This window comes from Actinomadura rupiterrae, assembly GCF_024172125.1.
In the GTDB taxonomy this organism is placed as follows: Bacteria; Actinomycetota; Actinomycetes; order Streptosporangiales; family Streptosporangiaceae; genus Spirillospora; species Spirillospora rupiterrae.
The window spans coordinates 287,151-302,922 of the sequence record NZ_JAMZEA010000008.1 but is presented as its reverse complement, the minus strand read 5'-3'; the positions used below and the strand labels follow the sequence as shown (position 1 = coordinate 302,922).

Genomic DNA, 15,772 nt, shown 5'->3' with positions numbered 1-15,772 from the left:
GAACGAACGGGGGGCATGAAACGTTGGGGGCGACTTCCGGGTGACACCGGCGGACGATCCGGGTGACACGGCCGCGGAGGCGCCGTGCGGGTGCTTTGCCGTGCCTGGGCGCTGTGCGAAACTGGCCGAGGGTCCGTGGGTCGTCCGCTCCGGGAGGCATGAGTGCCCGCCAAGAAGTACGTCGCCTGGGCGGCCGTCGCGGTGGCGGTGGTCTACCTGGTGCAGCAGCCCGAGGGGGCGGCGCGCTCGGTCGCCCGCGCCGCGTCGGGGCTGACCTCCGCCGCAGACTCGGTGGCCACCTTCCTCAACGCGCTCGGCTGAGGTTCCCATGCGCCTGGTCACGCCCGGTGACTCCGCTCCCGCGTCGGTCAACAAGTACCTGCTCCCGCACGAGACGCAGGTGATCACGGTCCGCCGGCATCCGGCCGTGCTGATGCTGCCGGTCGGGCTCGTCCTCGGCGGCCTGATCATCGCCGGGGTGCTCAGCAACACCCTGGCCAAGGACGCGGGCACGGTGATCAGCTGGATCTGGTGGGGCTGGCTGATCCTGCTGGCCTGGTTCGTCTGGCGGGTGGCGGAGTGGTCGGTGGACTACTTCGTGATCACCAACCAGCGGATGCTGCTCACCACCGGCCTGATCACGCGCAAGGTCGCGATGATGCCGCTGGCGAAGGTCACCGACATGAGCTTCAAGCGGACGGTCGCGGGCCGGATGCTCGGCTACGGCGAGTTCGTCCTGGAGTCGGCCGGTCAGGACCAGGCCCTTTCGGCCGTCCCGTACCTGCCCTATCCGGAGCAGCTGTACCTGGAGGTCTGCGAGATGATCTTCCCGAACAAGAACGCCTCGGACGACTGACCCGCCCCAGGAGCATGTGATCTGCGTCACATGATGCGGGCGCCGAGGCCCTCGGTAAGCCTCTCCTGACCCGTCCGCATGCGGCTTGGCGTGCGCCTTCTCCGCGTGGACGCGTCCATCGGCGCTCCGGCCCGCAGGGCACGGCGATTGCGGCGCCCGGCCGCAGCCGTGGTACGGCTTCCGTGCGCGATGCCTGTCGAGCATGATCTACTGGGTTAAGCCGTTATCACCGCCAAAGCCGTAACTAGGGACGACTGGGACCGCTTCGTTACTCTCGACGTGCGATAACCGACGATGTGCAATTATGTCGGAACCCCAGCCGCCTGTTTACTTCCGCTAAGTGAGTTCTCATGCCGGGTCCAGGCAACGTCGGGGAGCGCGTCCGCAACCTGCGGCTGACCAGACGCTTGTCACAGGCGCAGCTCGCCGGTCACGACCTCTCCGACAGTTACATCTCGTTGATCGAGTCCGGTAAGCGGACTCCCACCCCCACCGTGCTGCGGATGCTGGCCGAGCGTCTCGGGTGCACGCCCGAGTACCTCGCCGAGGGCGTGGAGCCGGAGCAGCGCGCCCACCTGGAGGTCCGGGAGCGCCACGCGCACCTGGCCCTGCTGGCCGGCGACCCGCGCGGCGCCGCGTCCGTCTTCGAGGACGTCATCAAGCGCAGCGACGACCCCGACCTCACCGCGCGGGCGCGCGAGGGCCAGGCCCACGCGCTGGAGCAGCTCGGCCGCGTCGAGGACGCGATCGCGCTGTTCGAGGAGCTGCGCGAGCAGGCCGAACGCGACCCCGGGCGGACCAGCTGGCTCCCTCCGGTGATCTCGCTCGCCCGCTGCTACCACGCGGTCGGCGACCTCGGCCAAGCGATCGCGCTGGGGGAGCGGACCTTCGCTCGCCTGGACGAGCTCGGCCTCGCGCGCGGGCACGAGCGGATCGAGGTGGGCCGCATGCTGCTGCTCGCCTACGTGGACCGCTCTGATTTCGCCCGCGCGCACGCGCTCGGCCGCACGCTCCTCGCCGCCGAGGAGGCCGGACGGACCGGGGACGGCGACACGCTCAGCGTCTGCTACCAGCAGGCCAGCGTCCGCGCTCTCGACCAGAACGCCATCGGCGACTCCCTCTACTTCGCGGACCAGGCCCTGGCCGCGCGCGGTGAGGGCACCCGTCCTCGTGCGCTCGCGCGTCTGGATCTCGCAGCCGCGAAGGCACTGCTCCGCGGCGTCCCGGCGTTCTCCGTCGAGACGCCCGTCCCGGAGGACATGCCGCTCGGCGCGTCCCCCGGCGCGGCCGAAGAGGCGCTCCGCCTGCTGGAAGGCGCGGAGGACCTGGAAGGCGCGGAAGTCACCGAACGCACCGTGGAGAAGGCCCGCGCCCTGGTCATCCTCGGGCGGCCCGCGCAGGCCATCTCCGGCCTGGAGGAGTTCCTCGAAACCGGCATGGCCCTGGCCGCGCCCACCGAGGACAGCCTCACCACCCTCGGCCCGCCCCCGGGCACCGACCTCGTCGCGCGGACGCACAAGATGGCCCAGGCCAGGCTCGTCCTCGCGCGCGCACGCGTTGCGCAGCACGACCCGCAGGCCGCACTCGTGGTTCTGCGCGCCGCCGCGACCCAGCTCGCCGAACTCCCCGCGAACCGCTCGACCGCCCGCCTTCTCCACGAACTGGGCGACCTCTTCCAGATCGCCGGCGACACCCTCGCCGCGACCACCGCCTACCGCCAGTCCCTCGAAGCCGCAGGTCTCCGCGCCGGCCGCCCCCACACGGCCCCCTGCGACATCGGAGTCTGACCCCACCTCCCGAACGGTCCTCAAGGGCCGCGTCCGCTCAGCGGGCGCGGCCCTTTTGTGCACGGCCCAGGCACGACCTCACGTTTCGGCGGCTCGCTGCCCGGTGCGCAGTCGATGCGCTCGCGGAGTTGCCGTGCGTCCGAGCCTCCGACTGGGATTGTCGGAGGCGGCGAGTAGGTTGCGGACGTGATCGTGCTCTCGCAACAGGACGTTGAGGAACTGCTGGACGTCGAGGCGCTGGTGGACGCCCTGGCACCGGCCATGGCCGACCTCTCGGCGGGGAGGGCGGCGGTCCCCGCCCGGACGGCCGCGCTGGTTCCCGAGGCGGACGCGCTGCTGCTGGACATGCCCGGGTACGCGCCGTCCGCCGAGCTGCTGATCAGCAAGCTCGTGTCGGTGTTCCCGGGGAACGCCGGAAATGGTCTGCCGGTTCGGCAGGCGGTGATCGTGGCGTTCGACGCGGGGACCGGCGAACCCGTCGCGTTCCTGGACGGGACGCACATCACGGCGACCCGCACCGCGGCGTGCGCCGTCCTGTCGGCACGCCTGCTGGCTCGTCCGGACGCGTCCGTTGCGGCGGTCTTCGGGACGGGCCCGCAGGCACGCGCGCACATACGCGCCTTGCCGTTCGCGCGGTCGTTGCGCGAGATCAGGGTGGCGGGCCGAGACTTCGAGCGGACGCGCGCGTTCGCGGCGGAGATGTCCGGCGATGTCCCGGTACGAGCCATGGCCTCTTACGAGGAGGCATGCGACGGCGCGGACATCGTGTGCGGCGCGACTTACGCGGACGAACCGGTCATCCGCCGCGCCTGGCTCGCGCCGGGCACCCACGTCACCTCGATCGGCTACAACCCGCGCGGACGCGAGCTGGACGACGCGACCGTCGCCGACGCTTCCCTGTTCGTCGAGTCCCGAACGGCCGCGCTGGAGGCCGTCCCGCCGAACCTCGACCTCGCCGAGCCGATCGAGCGCGGCCTGATCACCGCCGACCACGTGCGCGCCGAGCTGGGCGAGGTGATCGAGGGCACGCACCCGGGACGGACGACCCCGGACGAGATCACCCTCTACAAGTCGGTCGGCGTGATCACCCAGGACATCGCCGCCGTCTCCCTGGTCCTCGCCGCCGCCCGCACTCTCGCCGCAGGTTAGACAGGCGACCACTGCGGGCGGCGCCACGCCAGGCCAGACACGGCGCCTCGAACGCGGTGTGCCGCCGGCACACGCGGTGTCACGGCAGGCTGGACGTGACGCCGCACGCTGTCCGGAGCAACTGCCACCGCTGATCGGCGTTGTGGTCGCCATCTGGGCGCCACAGCTTGGTGCCGCCGTCGCCGGGGGACGGCTGTCACGGTTTCTAGGACGGCGAGGCGGGCTGGGCGAGGTTGGCAGTTGGGGTGAGCCGTCACACGTCGGAAAGGAATGAATCTCCGGGGCGGGACGTCCTAACATGGAGACATGGGATGATTGGCTCATCGGAGGTCGATCCCGTCCCGACACGGTCGTGAGGAGGAACGTGACTCTGCGGACAGCTCGCCGCTCGTCCCTGGTCGAGCAGGTGATCGAGCAGCTCAAGGGCGAGATCGTCGCGGGCACGTGGCCGGTCGGCGCCCGGATACCGCCCGAACCGGCGCTCTCGGAGAGCCTCGGCGTGGGCCGGAACACCGTGCGCGAGGCCGTCCGCGCGCTGACGCACGCCGGAATCCTCGAAAGCCTTCAGGGGGACGGCACGTACGTGCGCGCCACCAGCGAGATGTCCGGAGCCATGCGCCGGCGCCTGGAGCGGGCCGAACTCGTGGAGATCCTCGAAGTCCGCCGCGGCCTGGAGGTCGAAGCGGCCCGGCTGGCCGCCGCGCGCCGCACTCCCGCGGACATCTCGGCGATCGAAGCTGCACTCGTCCTGCGCGACGCCGCGTGGGCCGCCCGCGAGCACATCGAGTTCGTCGAAGCGGACCTCGCCTTCCACACCGCCGTCGTGGAGGCCACCCACAACCGGATGCTCATCGAGCTGTACCGCGACTTCAGCGCCGCGCTCCGGGCGAGCATCGGCGCCGCCGGGCCGCTGGTCGAGCACGCCGACATCCCGCACGACCCCATCGCGTCGGCGATCGCCGCGGGCGACGGCGAAGCCGCCGCGTCCGCCGCGCGCCGCTGCCTCGACCGGATCATGGACGAGGCGGACGTCCACAACGCCGACGACGAAGTCGAACGCTCCGTCCCCGACGCCCCCTGACCCGTCCGGCACCACGACGACGTCCGCCGCGCCCGGATCGCGTCGCCGCCCGATTTGGAACGATGCAAACCCCGCGAGGCCCCCGTGGCCGAGGGACGCAACGAAGCGTCCCCACCCAAGCGCCGCGCCTCCCGACGGAACGCCACCAAGGTCACTGAGCAGCCAGCCCAGCCGTTCCACCCCGGCCACGTGAGCCTCGGACGAACGTGACACCCTCGCCCGGCGAAGCCCGGCAGGACGGACCCACCCCACGGCGCCCGCCTCCCGCTGCGTCCAGCAGAGCACATCGAGACCGCCCAGCCAGCCAGGCCGGACCGTCGTGATCCGGACGCCTCTAAAGCCAGGCTTCCGCGCTCCGAAGGGGACGGACTGCGGAACCTCGGCCGAGTCGGTGCCAGCGTCCCTGCCTGGAGTCGCTGAGACCGGCGTCCGCCCCCAAGGCACCTGAGCCTGATGCCGACCGAAGGCAGGCATGAAGGCTCGACACCGCCCTCGGGAAGGCGCTGCGACCAGCGGAAAGGCGCTGGGATCAGCGTTCGCCCCGAGGAAGACGCTGTGATCAGCGTCCGCCATGTGGGTCTGAGACCAGCGTGAGTGCGCGCGGGCGACGTCGAGAGCAGCGCTTTCGGCGGGAACGATCGCGCCAAAGCGGGCGACGCTCCGACCAAGCCCGGGCCGTCCCGATCGCGGGATCGCCTGAGACGGACGGCAACGGCGCCGCGCACATGCCCCATAGCCAGAGACCACGACGATGTCGCCGGAACCGGCGGCCAGGACCGAAGGATCATGACTAGCACCGCACCCACCACCGCACCCGGCGTCTCGCGCTTGACGGCGCTCTGGACCCTCGCCGGGCTCGTCCTGCTGACCGTGAACCTGCGCGCCGCGATCACCGGCGTCGCTCCCGTGCTCGGCGACCTGCAGGATTCGCTGAAGCTGAGCGGCGTCGAGGTCAGCATGCTGACCACGCTGCCCGTGCTGTGCCTCGGGGTGTTCGCCTCGATCGCCCCGGTGCTCGCTCGGCGGATCGGCGCGGAGGCCGCGATCGCGGTCGCGCTCGTCCTGATCACGGCCGGGATCGTGCTGCGCGTCGTCCCGGCGCAGGTCACGCTGTTCGGCGGGACGGTGCTCGCGGGCGCGGGCATCGCGATGGGCAACGTGCTGATGCCCGCGGTGATCAAGCGCGCGTTCCCGCGCAAGGTGGGCTCGCTCACCGGTCTGGCCATGATGCTGATGGCGGGCAGCGGCGCGATCGCCGCCGGCCTGGCCGTCCCGCTGGACGACACAGGCGGCTGGCGGCTGGCGCTCGCGGTCTGGGCTGTCCCGTCCTTGATCGCCGCGCTGGTGTGGAGCCCGCTGGCGCTGCGCGCACGCCGCGAACGGCACCTCTCCGCCGACACCGGCGAGCGCACCCCGGCGACCCGTCCAGCGGCCGAAGGCACGCTCCTCCGCTCGCCGCTGGCCTGGTACGTCGCAGGGTTCATGGGCCTGGCGTCGCTGATGTTCTACGTCCTGATGTCGTGGCTGCCGCAGATCATGCGCGACCACGGGTTCGCCGCGGGCGAGGCGGGCGTGATGGTCTCGATGATGATGCTGATCGGTATTCCGCTGGGTTTCGCGACCCCGGTCGCCGCCGCCCGGATGCGCCACCAGAGCGCCCTGGTGATCGGTATGGCCGCAGTGATGGTCCTCGGCATCGGCGGGCTGATCGTCGCCCCGTCCGCCGGCTGGCTCTGGGTGGTCTTCCTCGGCCTCGGCACGGGCAGCGCCTTCCCGCTGGCGTTCACCCTGCTCAACCTGCGTTCCCCGAGCCCGATGATCGCCGCCCGGCTCTCCGGCATGGCGCAGACCGCGGGCTACCTCCTCGCCGGTGCCGGACCGCTGGCGGTCGGCCTCCTGCACGACCTGACCGGCGGCTGGACGATCTCCCTCGGCCTGCTGTTCGTCCTGATCGTCCCCGAGGTGATCCTCGGCGTCCTCGCGTCCAGGCCCGGCTACGTCCGCCCCAGCACCACCCCCGAATCCGAACTTGAGCAACTGATCGAGTCCGAGTCCCTGATCCCCCTCCAAGAACCCGCCCCCACCCGCTGACCAGCAGGCCAACCCCGGACCGCGAAGCGCCAAACCCACCCCAACACGCGCACCGAGCCCGCCACACCGCAGACGAGACGAAAGGGCCCGATGCGCACGCATGAGAACTCAGTCACCCCCCGCATGTCGAGACCGGACTGATGCGCGCCGACCCAAGCCTGTACACGCGCCCGAGCTGAGACGCCGCGCCGCCCGAGCCAAACCCTGTGAGCCGGACGTCACGTGCGGGTGCGGCGACGGAATGACGCGCCCGCGTGCCAAACACCAGCAGGATGCGCGCAGACCGAGCCCAGCGCCAGGCACGCGCTGGCACGGCCCCGCTGCGTCCACATAGCGCCCGCACTGCGTCCGCGCTGGATCGGGGAGACGCCCGACCCGAGCCGGAGGCAATGCGCGCGCGTGAAGGTCGGCGCGTCCCGTGAAGAGCGGGTCGCACGTGCGCAGCGAGGCGACGGAGCGGGTGCACATCTCGAATGCCAGCGGGATGGGCGCGGGTCGTGTTCGGTGCTGGGCGTGCGTGCTGGCATTGCTGCGCTGCGTCTGGGGTGGTGCCTGGGCTGGGGCACCGGGTGCGCGTCGAGGGTGGGGTGGTTAGGGGGTGGGGCCTAGGTCTACGACGTCTAGGTCGAGGATTCGGGCGTGTAGGACGAGGCGTTGTTGCAGGGCGGCGCGGAGGGCTCGGTGCAGGCCGTCCTCCAGGTAGAGCTCGCCCTTCCACTGGACGACGTGGGGGAACAGGTCGCCGTAGAAGGTGGAGTCCTTGGCCAGCAGGGACTGCAGGTCGAGCTCCCGCTTGGTGCTGATCAGCTGGTCGAGCCGGACCTGGCGCGGCGGGATCTTGGCCCAGTCCCTGGAGGACAGGCCGTGCTCCGGATAGGGCTTTCCGTCGCCGACCGCCTTGAAGATCACGGTTTCGAGTTTACGGTCTCGGGGGCCGTGGACGGTGTGAGCGCCGTCCACGCTCGGGGAGTGTCGGATCGGCGGCGGCGCTTCAGGCAGGCAGGGATGACCTGGGCCGACTTGGGTGCCGAAGGCAGGTGGTGGGCGTGCTGTGTCGTGGGCATGGGCGTCCTAGGGGGTTCGGGGACGGGTTAGAGGGAGCCGGAGAAGGTGTCGCATCGGCTGGGGTCTCCTGTCTGGTAGCCGGTCGTGAACCATTTCTGGCGCTGGGCCGAGGTGCCGTGGGTGAAGCCCTCGGGGTTGACGCGGCCCTGCGCGCGCTTCTGGATGCGGTCGTCGCCGACGGCGCCGGCGGCGTCCAGGGCCTGGTCGATGTCGTTGCTGGTGAGCTGGGTCAGGAAGCCGGTGGACATGGCGTGCTTCGCCCATGTGCCCGCGTAGCAGTCGGCCTGGAGTTCGAGGCGGACGGAGCCGCTCGTCGCGCCCTTCGCGTTCGCCTTCACCTTGTTCATCGTGCCGAGCAGGTTCTGGATGTGGTGGCCGTACTCGTGGCCGACCACGTACGCCTGCGCGAACGGGCCTCCCTTCGCGCCGAAGTTCCGCTGGAGCTCGTCGAAGAAGGACAGGTCGAGGTAGACGCGGTGGTCGGCGGGGCAGTAGAACGGGCCGACCTGCGAGGTGGCGTAGCCGCATCCGGTCTGGGTGGCGCCGCTGAACAGCCGCGTCTTGGCCGGGGAGTAGCGGCGGCCCTGGTCGGCGAACTCCTGCGACCAGTACTTCTGGACGCTGTTGACGGTGCCGACGATGCGGCAGTCGTCGGACTGGTCGGCGTCCGCGCCCGTGCGGCACTTGGCCGCCAGGTTCGTGCCCGAGCCGATCCGGCCCTGCCCGCCGGGCGCGTGCGATCCGGTCCCCGAACCGCCGGTCAGGTCGAGGCCGAACACCAGCGCGACGATGGTCACGACGACACCCACGGCGCCGCCGCCGATGATCATGCCGCCGGGCATGCCGCCGCCCCCGCCGCGCGCGTCCTCCACCTGCGAGGCGTCGAGGTCGGCGTCGTCTCTGAAGTCCATCCCGATCCATCTCCCCGGTGCCCCCGCGGTCGAGGGCGCTCACCCCAGGGTGGCATGGACGCCCCACCGCCGCGTCCTCAGCGCCGAGTTGTGGATAACTTCCCTGCCAGGCCGGTTGACCTGCGAAAAAGTAGCCGCGGCGGTCAGTTCGCCGGAGGTGGCAGCCGGATGTCGTGCCCGCCGAGGCCCAGCCGGCGCAGGATTCCCCCCGCGTGTTCTTGGAGCAACCGCCGAGCCCGTGCGGCGTCGCCGTCCCGCATGGCGGCAGCGATCTGGCCATGCTCCTCGACGTCCTCGGCCGCATTGTCGGGATCGGCTACGGAGCCTGCCGTAAGCCGAAGCTGCTGGTTCCACAGGCGTGCGTACATGTCCTGGACGACGGAGTTCCCGGCCGCGGCGAGCAGCCGGTTATGGAAGGACGCCCCCATGTCCACGAAATCGTCGTCCCGTACCGGACGGCTCGGATCGGCGTCCGGCGCCAGGGCACGGCCTAGTTCGCGCAGCTTCTCTAGGCCCATGGCCGCGACACGGTCCAGCGCGTAGAGCTCCAGTAGAAGCCGGGCCTCCATCGTCTCCCGGCCCTCGGTCAATGTCACCGGGACGACCAGCCACCCGCGCTTGGGGTAGAGCCGTAGGAAACCCTCCGCTTCCAGCCGATGCAATGCCTCCCGTACGGGCGTCCTGGAAATGTCCAGTTGCTCGGCCAGCGCCGCCTCGGACAGCAGCGTGCCACCGGGATGCGTGCCGTCCAGAAGGCTCCGCCTCACGTGCGAGTACGCGCGTTCGGCGGCGGGAGTGCGCAAGGTCATGTCGTCATCGTCCCGCAGATCGCGTTCGGCATCAGTGCCCGAGCCCTAGGCCGGTGTCCGTTCCACTCACGCCTGCACGTCCGCGCGGAGCGCGGCATGCCTCGCGCCTGAGCGTTGGGGAAGGTGGCGGCGCGAGTTGGTGGCCACCACGCCCAGGCAAACGAGCACGACAACCGCCACCAGGAAGAGAAGGACGCTGTAGGAGACGGCGTCCGACAGGAGCGCGAGCGTCGCCGGAAGCAAGAACCCCACGTAGGACAGGGCATAGAACACGCCTGTAAGCCCCGCGAGGTCCCGTCCTGTAGCGATGCGCTGGATTTCCAGGAGTCCGCTAACGAGCCCGATGCTGTAGCCCGCTCCCAGCACGATCGCCACTGCCAGCCCAGCCCACGGCGAACGAGGCCCAGCGTTCAACGCGCACATGAGCGTCCCCAACGCGACGAGCCCCAGCGCGGCCATCGCGCCCCGCGCGGTCGAGACCGAGTCAAGTCGCTTGGCGATGGGCTGCACGGCGACACCCGTCCCAAGCGTGAGGACGGTCAGTGCGGTCGCATACACAAGCTGCCAGTCGCCCATACGATCGGCCTCCAGCTGAGGCGTGATGGCGTAGGCGATCCCGGCCGCCCCGAAAATCCAGGGCGCCGTAGGCAAAACCACCCGGACGAAGCGCCGATGCCCTGCCGTAGGGACGCGCAGGTCCCGCCAAAGCGGTCCTTCGATTCGTCCAGGAGGAAGCTGCGGAACCCGAGGCAACAGCGCCACCACCGAGAGGGACAGCACAATAGGCGGCAGATAGGGAAGCACCATGGGCGCCGGAGCCCACTGCGCCAACGCCCCCGCCACACCGGCCCCCATGGCGAACCCGGCCGTCAGCGCCAGCGAAGCACGTCTCGCCCCCGCACCAGGCGACGCGTCCGGCTCGAAGGGCGCGCCGGAGAGTTCCTTTACCCAACTCGTCCCGACGGCCATCGCGACGCCGACGGCAACGCCGGTCAACATCCTGCCTAGGAAAATCGGCCCCACTCCTAGCGGACCGGCCGCGAGCACAGCGCAGGCAACCGCCGACAGGGCCGTCCCACCGAGCATCAGCGGCCTACGCCCGTACCGGTCGGAAGCCGGCCCACCTATCAGGAGCCCCGGAACCAGGCCGAGCACATAGGCGCCGAGCATCGCGTCCACAGTGAGCGGCGAATACCCGCCAACCCGCCGGTACATCACCAGCAGCGGCGTGAACTGGTTCCCGGCCCACCCACAGCAGAACATCCCCGCAGCAACCACCCGCCACCCGAACGCGCCGCTCCGCCGCTCCCCACTCCCGGACATGCCCGCCGAACCTTCCTCCCGGCAACCTTGCATCCCCAGAATATACGACTTGTATACAAGCGCCTCCTGGCCGGGCCTGCGTAGGAAAGCGCTGAGGGCGGCGCTCGGGAGCGCCGCCCTCAGTCAGGTCAGGGTCAGAGGCCGGGGATCTGCCGGGCGGCGAAGGCTTGGCGGACGGTTTCCGCGGCCTGGTCGCCGTACATGGCGCGGGCCGTGGCCACCGTCGTCTTGGCGGCGGCGCTGAAGCTGGTGTCGGGGGCGAACGAGAACTGGGCGTTGACGATGATGCGGTCGGCGGTGCGGGCGCCGAGGGCCTTGCGGATGTCCCACAGCGCGTTCGACCAGATCTCGCCGTCCGCGTGGACCTCGCCCACCTTGTCCCCGTACACCTTGCCCGTGTCGAGGCGGCGCAGGCAGTGCGGCACGGTCGTGGTGTAGGACGTCGAGTCCCAGTCGCCCACGCAGGCCTCGGGCGTCAGCCGCGGCCAGCCGTACCGCGCGTCCGCGGCCAGGCCGACCTCGACGCCCAGGTAGTCGCCCCAGGCCTCGCCGATCGCGCCGGCCTCCTCCGAGCTGCCGAACCCGGGCACCTGGGCCTCGTGCACGGCGTGCCCGTACTCGTGGACGATCACCTCGCCGTCCTCCGCGTCGTCCACACCGCCCTTGCCGAAGCGGATCTCGTGCTTCTTGTCGGTGAAGAACGAGTTGTCCGCTCCCCACTGGTTGATCCGGACGTTCTGCTGCTTGTCGTTGGCGCCGGGCAGCTCGGACCCGAAGCCGAGGCTCTGCAGGTACTCCTGGGCCTCGTTGACCCAGAAGTACGCCATGACCTGCTCGAACTGGTCGACGTCCCGCGTGTAGCGGAAGTCACCGGTCGTCGAGTACGCGGGCGCGCCGGTCTCCGAGCGGACGGCCGCCCAGCGACCGGACAGGTAACCGCTGCCGTCCAGGTTCCTCAACGCGACCTTGGCGTACGCGGAGATGGGGACGGCCGACGCGGCGTCCTTGCCGTCCGCCAGGTCCTCGTTCCCCGAGGACTGGACGGGATTGACCATGAACACCTGACCGGTACCGGTTCCAGGCGCCGCCGCGGCGGCGGGCGCGGCGGCGAGCCCGGACACGGCGGCGATCGCGACACCAGCGGACAGCACGAGACGAGGCGCACGGTAGGGACGGAACAAGGCTCCTCCAGGGAGGCCGAGGGGCCGGCCGGGCGGGCAGAGGCCGGTCGACGGATCATGCCCCACTCCCAACCCCTTGGGTAGAGCCCCTGAGCAGCCAATGTTCGCCGAACCACCGCGCAGTGCAGCAGCAAAATCCGCCCATGAAGGCCCTATGTCGCTTGAACGCTGGAGGTGGGGCCGGACGTCGAACGAGCTGCTGGGCCCGGGAGATGGCCGAAGGGGCTTGCGGGCTTTGCTCGGTCTCATCAAGCTCGACGGGCAATGATCGTTGCCATTGCTTGTGGCACGTCCTGTGAACGACTTGAGTCGGCGGAGAGGCATGAACGACGTGAACTACTGCCAGGCGGTGTTTCCCTCGCCGGAGCTGGACGGCGCCGTGCCCTGCGCCGTGTGTCGGGGGCTCGGCATCACGCACGAGCGCGTGTCCACTGATTGGGATCGCGACCCGGTCACCGGCGAGGTCCGGCTGCTGCTCCTTCCGGTGTTCTGTCCGGCGTGCGGCGGTTGCGGCCGAAGTGGGCATGACGGGTGCGAGCTGATCGCGCACGGGTACCCGTCCGGCGCGCTCGACGAGCTCATTGACGGCCCGCCTCCAGGGGCCGACAGCGCGGAGGACGAGCTCCTGCCTGGCCGCGGACCCGACCCGGAGTGCCCGGCGTGTGACGGCCGCGGCTGGCGGCCTATCCAGTCCTCGCGCGCGGACGATCCCGATGGCGCCCGGATCTTCGCGCGCATGCCGTGTCGCTGTGCCAAACACCTCATCGAGCCCGTCCCCGCCGAAGACGTCGAATGATCCAGCGGGGCGGGCAGACGCTTCGTGGCTTCGTGGGGTGGGTGGGGCCCTTGGCTGCTGGGTAGCGACCGAGACTGCGATTGAGGCTGAAATGCGCTGAGGGCGGCACCCCGTAGGTGCCGCCCTCAGCGTTGCTTGCCTGGTACAGGCTGGCGGAGGATACGAGATTTGAACTCGTGAGGGGTTGCCCCCAACACGCTTTCCAAGTCTGCTGACCAACGTCCGCGCGTGATCACCCACGCCCGGAACGCAAGCTCACGGGCATTCTGCCGGTGGGGTCAGCCCTCGGCGGACTGGTCTGAACGAGCCCGAACGCCGAGCAATTGAGACTAGAACTGAGACTACGCGTTCCACGTCACCGCCAGGTAGGCGGACCGTGGGTGAGCGGTGGCCATGATCCCCTGGCATCGTCTCGCCTCGCATAGTGGCGTGGCATCCGGGAGCCTCTCAGCCGGGCAAGGCCCCGTCCTGCCTCAACTCAGCGCCAGCGGCATCATATGCGCGTCGCGATACCTGAACACAAGGAATCATGTGCCATCAGGGCGCGTGGACGAGTATGTGAAACGATTTCGGTCGTGCCAGCGATCACAAGGCATGCAGCTAGTCAGGGTTCTGATCGCGTCAGTCTTCTTTGTGATCGGCGGAATTATAGCTATCACTGTTATTGATCCAAATAAAATTCCCAAGGATCTTAGTTGGGAGACCGTGATTCGGGTAACGGTTCTAATGTTCGTCGTGGCAATTACTTTTGCCGGTCTGAGCAGACCCGCCGAGCGACGTACAGAAGAGACTGAGAGGGTGGCTCGCAGCCTGCGGCGTTCGGCTCAGTTAACGGCGACACCGGAACGTGCTAGCCGAGCAATTGACGATATGGCGCACCAGATATCCGAACTTGAGACGACCATACAAGACCTGCGAAGCCGTCCTACGCAAGCGCGAGAAATTCGTTCTCTGCGTAAGGAGATGTCGGAGCTTCGTGAGCGGCTGGCGGATTATGAGGAGGCAGCGGATATTGATGACGCCCGCCTTTCTGTTCTCATTGAGGTATACAGTCAGGCGCTAACGCAACTCAGAAGCAGCTATCGCATTAATCAGATCATCGCTACAGTCGGCACTGTGCTCATCTTTATTGGTGTAGGGGTTTCTATTTTTCGGTCCGGTGGCCAGCAGGTGGCGGGTATAATAATTACCGCAAGTGGATTAATTACAAACCTGACTTCAGGCCTCTTCTTCGCCCAAACAAATCGTGCACGTGAGCACCTTGAGCGACAGGCGAATCCTCTTCGCGATGAAGTCCGCCTAGGGGAATTAATAAAGCAATCCGAGGCGGTAATAGAGCGGGTTGTGGATCCCACGAGAAGGGATCAACTCCGCTCCAAAATTGTTCAGCGGATTCTAAATCAGGCTGATGCGATTGCAGAAGAAGAGGAAGTTATCGGCACTGGAATATCTAGCTGGAGAGAGTGGATATTTGGGCGCGGGAGTGGAGGCAAAAAAATAATATTGTAAATCTGACTCGTATTGAAATTGAGCGAACTTGAGAACATCTGCATCAGCCCTAGGCGTTCTCTGCTGATGCCTCATCTTTAGGGCTCGTCACGAAGGTTCCCTTGGCGGGGAGGGTGTGGACAAGGCCGCGGTCTCGGAGTTCTTCGATGGCGCGGCGGATGGTGCCGAGGGCTACGCCGTACTCCTCAGCGAGGTCGCGTTCTCCGGGTAGGCGGGCACCGGGCGAGAGTTCGCCGGCCGCGATGCGCGCGGCGATGTGGTCGGCAACCTGCATGTAAACGTACGCCGCTTCGCTGGGCTCGAACGGCGGCACCGGGCTCTGACCTGCCATGTAGATCACGCTATAGCGGCTCTGAGCTGCATAGATGCACGGGTAGCGGCATGCCGCTGCATACCGCTCTATACCGCTCTACACTCGTGAGTGAGGTTCGTAGCTCAGTGCTTCACCACGAGGAGGTGATCCCGTGGCCGCCCGCTCTCGTCCATGGGAGCCCGATCCGATCTACACGTGGGACGTCATCGGAGATGGCGCGTCCGAGGCTGGCGTCTCCAGAGACCGCGACAAGGCTCGGGACGCTGCACAAACAGCCCTTCGGCGTGCTCCGAAGGGATGCGTGGTCGTCATGCGTCGTGTCGCGTTTCCGCCCTCCGGACGGAATGTCTACATGCCTATAGGCCGGGAGGTACTCGGCTGGCTGGCCGACGAGGACGGCGCGGTGCTCTGGGCCGAATGAACGTGGGTGCGCCTCGGCGTCTAACCGACCCCGTGCGCCGAGGCGCGCCCGCCCCATCTGTCCGTACCGGCCCGACGAGAAGCGCCGGACCGGACCCCAAGCAGGAATCGAGGTGCCTGCCCGTGGTCCCAACATCCACCGAAGACAACCCCCTCGCCGCGCTTGCTGTGCGTCTGGAGCTGTACGGGCTCACTACGCATCTCACGGCCACGGGACTGCATGTGATGAACCCCAAAGCGTCCGGATGCTGTGATGAGGTTCGGCACCCGGCCGACCGGATCACCTGTGCGCGGCGTTCGGCCGCAGACGGGGGCGGCGGACGCTGGTTCTGGACGAGCTGGCGTGAACCGCTCGCGCCCGTTCACAGCCTGGACGAGGCGCTCGTCCGGATCCGGGCGAACCTCGCGCGGGTCGATCATGACCGCGCTCATCTGTCCGAACTCGGGTAGCGCGCGACGTCCGAACGCGAAGAGGGGCTGT

Annotated in this window: 15 protein-coding genes; 9 read left to right on the top strand and 6 right to left on the bottom strand. The window is 68.9% G+C overall.

Going from position 1 to position 15,772, the window contains the following annotated elements; translation table 11 throughout:
* Window positions 1–162: 162 nt before the first annotated feature.
* From FHU30_RS28830 to FHU30_RS28805, 6 genes are all read left to right on the top strand, one after another.
* Complete coding sequence (locus FHU30_RS28830; protein WP_253880000.1) at window positions 163–321, top strand: hypothetical protein; 159 nt, start codon at window positions 163–165, stop codon at window positions 319–321.
* A 7-nt stretch (window positions 322–328) separates the two neighbouring features.
* Window positions 329–856, top strand: a complete 528-nt coding sequence (locus tag FHU30_RS28825; RefSeq protein ID WP_253879999.1) for a PH domain-containing protein — start codon at window positions 329–331, stop codon at window positions 854–856.
* A gap of 350 nt (window positions 857–1,206) precedes the next feature.
* Entirely contained in the window at window positions 1,207–2,643 is a 1,437-nt protein-coding gene (locus FHU30_RS28820; protein ID WP_253879991.1) for a helix-turn-helix domain-containing protein, read from the top strand.
* A gap of 186 nt (window positions 2,644–2,829) precedes the next feature.
* Window positions 2,830–3,792, top strand: a complete 963-nt coding sequence (locus FHU30_RS28815; protein WP_253879989.1) for an ornithine cyclodeaminase family protein — start codon at window positions 2,830–2,832, stop codon at window positions 3,790–3,792.
* A gap of 364 nt (window positions 3,793–4,156) precedes the next feature.
* Window positions 4,157–4,873 (top strand): FadR/GntR family transcriptional regulator, encoded by a 717-nt coding sequence (locus tag FHU30_RS28810; RefSeq protein ID WP_253879987.1) that lies wholly within the window; start codon window positions 4,157–4,159, stop codon window positions 4,871–4,873.
* A gap of 786 nt (window positions 4,874–5,659) precedes the next feature.
* The gene (locus tag FHU30_RS28805) at window positions 5,660–6,964 is read left to right on the top strand and encodes a CynX/NimT family MFS transporter (protein ID WP_253879985.1); all 1,305 of its coding nucleotides are present in this window, start codon (window positions 5,660–5,662) and stop codon (window positions 6,962–6,964) included.
* 591 nt (window positions 6,965–7,555) lie between these two features.
* Here FHU30_RS28805 and FHU30_RS28800 read toward each other — a convergent pair.
* The 5 genes from FHU30_RS28800 to FHU30_RS28780 all read right to left on the bottom strand — a co-directional run bounded on the left by FHU30_RS28800 (window position 7,556) and on the right by FHU30_RS28780 (window position 12,223).
* The gene (locus tag FHU30_RS28800; protein ID WP_253879983.1) at window positions 7,556–7,873 is read right to left on the bottom strand and encodes a type II toxin-antitoxin system VapB family antitoxin; all 318 of its coding nucleotides are present in this window, start codon (window positions 7,871–7,873) and stop codon (window positions 7,556–7,558) included.
* Between the two features lie 182 nt (window positions 7,874–8,055).
* Window positions 8,056–8,940, bottom strand: coding sequence for a KPN_02809 family neutral zinc metallopeptidase (ypfJ, locus tag FHU30_RS28795; RefSeq protein WP_253879981.1), 885 nt, complete (start codon window positions 8,938–8,940; stop codon window positions 8,056–8,058).
* Window positions 8,941–9,083: 143 nt separating this feature from the next.
* Window positions 9,084–9,749 carry a GntR family transcriptional regulator gene (locus FHU30_RS28790; protein ID WP_253879979.1) on the bottom strand — a complete coding sequence of 222 codons (666 nt, stop codon included), beginning with the start codon at window positions 9,747–9,749 and terminating at the stop codon, window positions 9,084–9,086.
* A 66-nt stretch (window positions 9,750–9,815) separates the two neighbouring features.
* The gene (locus tag FHU30_RS28785; protein ID WP_253879977.1) at window positions 9,816–11,072 is read right to left on the bottom strand and encodes an MFS transporter; all 1,257 of its coding nucleotides are present in this window, start codon (window positions 11,070–11,072) and stop codon (window positions 9,816–9,818) included.
* Between the two features lie 134 nt (window positions 11,073–11,206).
* On the bottom strand, window positions 11,207–12,223 hold the full coding sequence (locus FHU30_RS28780) for a M4 family metallopeptidase (RefSeq protein ID WP_253879975.1): 1,017 nt from the start codon (window positions 12,221–12,223) through the stop codon (window positions 11,207–11,209).
* A 352-nt stretch (window positions 12,224–12,575) separates the two neighbouring features.
* Here FHU30_RS28780 and FHU30_RS28775 point away from each other — a divergent pair, with 352 nt between their 5' ends.
* A complete protein-coding gene (locus tag FHU30_RS28775; protein ID WP_253879973.1) occupies window positions 12,576–13,049 on the top strand; it encodes a hypothetical protein in 474 nt (157 codons plus the stop codon).
* 594 nt (window positions 13,050–13,643) lie between these two features.
* Window positions 13,644–14,558, top strand: a complete 915-nt coding sequence (locus FHU30_RS28770) for a TRADD-N-associated membrane domain-containing protein (RefSeq protein ID WP_253879971.1) — start codon at window positions 13,644–13,646, stop codon at window positions 14,556–14,558.
* 49 nt (window positions 14,559–14,607) lie between these two features.
* Here the strand turns inward: FHU30_RS28770 and FHU30_RS28765 are convergent, their stop codons facing one another.
* Window positions 14,608–14,889 carry a GntR family transcriptional regulator gene (locus FHU30_RS28765; RefSeq protein WP_253879969.1) on the bottom strand — a complete coding sequence of 94 codons (282 nt, stop codon included), beginning with the start codon at window positions 14,887–14,889 and terminating at the stop codon, window positions 14,608–14,610.
* A gap of 525 nt (window positions 14,890–15,414) precedes the next feature.
* On the opposite strand from FHU30_RS28765, the gene FHU30_RS28760 reads away from it, so the two are divergent.
* Window positions 15,415–15,741, top strand: coding sequence for a hypothetical protein (locus FHU30_RS28760; RefSeq protein ID WP_253879967.1), 327 nt, complete (start codon window positions 15,415–15,417; stop codon window positions 15,739–15,741).
* The last annotated feature ends 31 nt before the right edge of the window (window positions 15,742–15,772 follow it).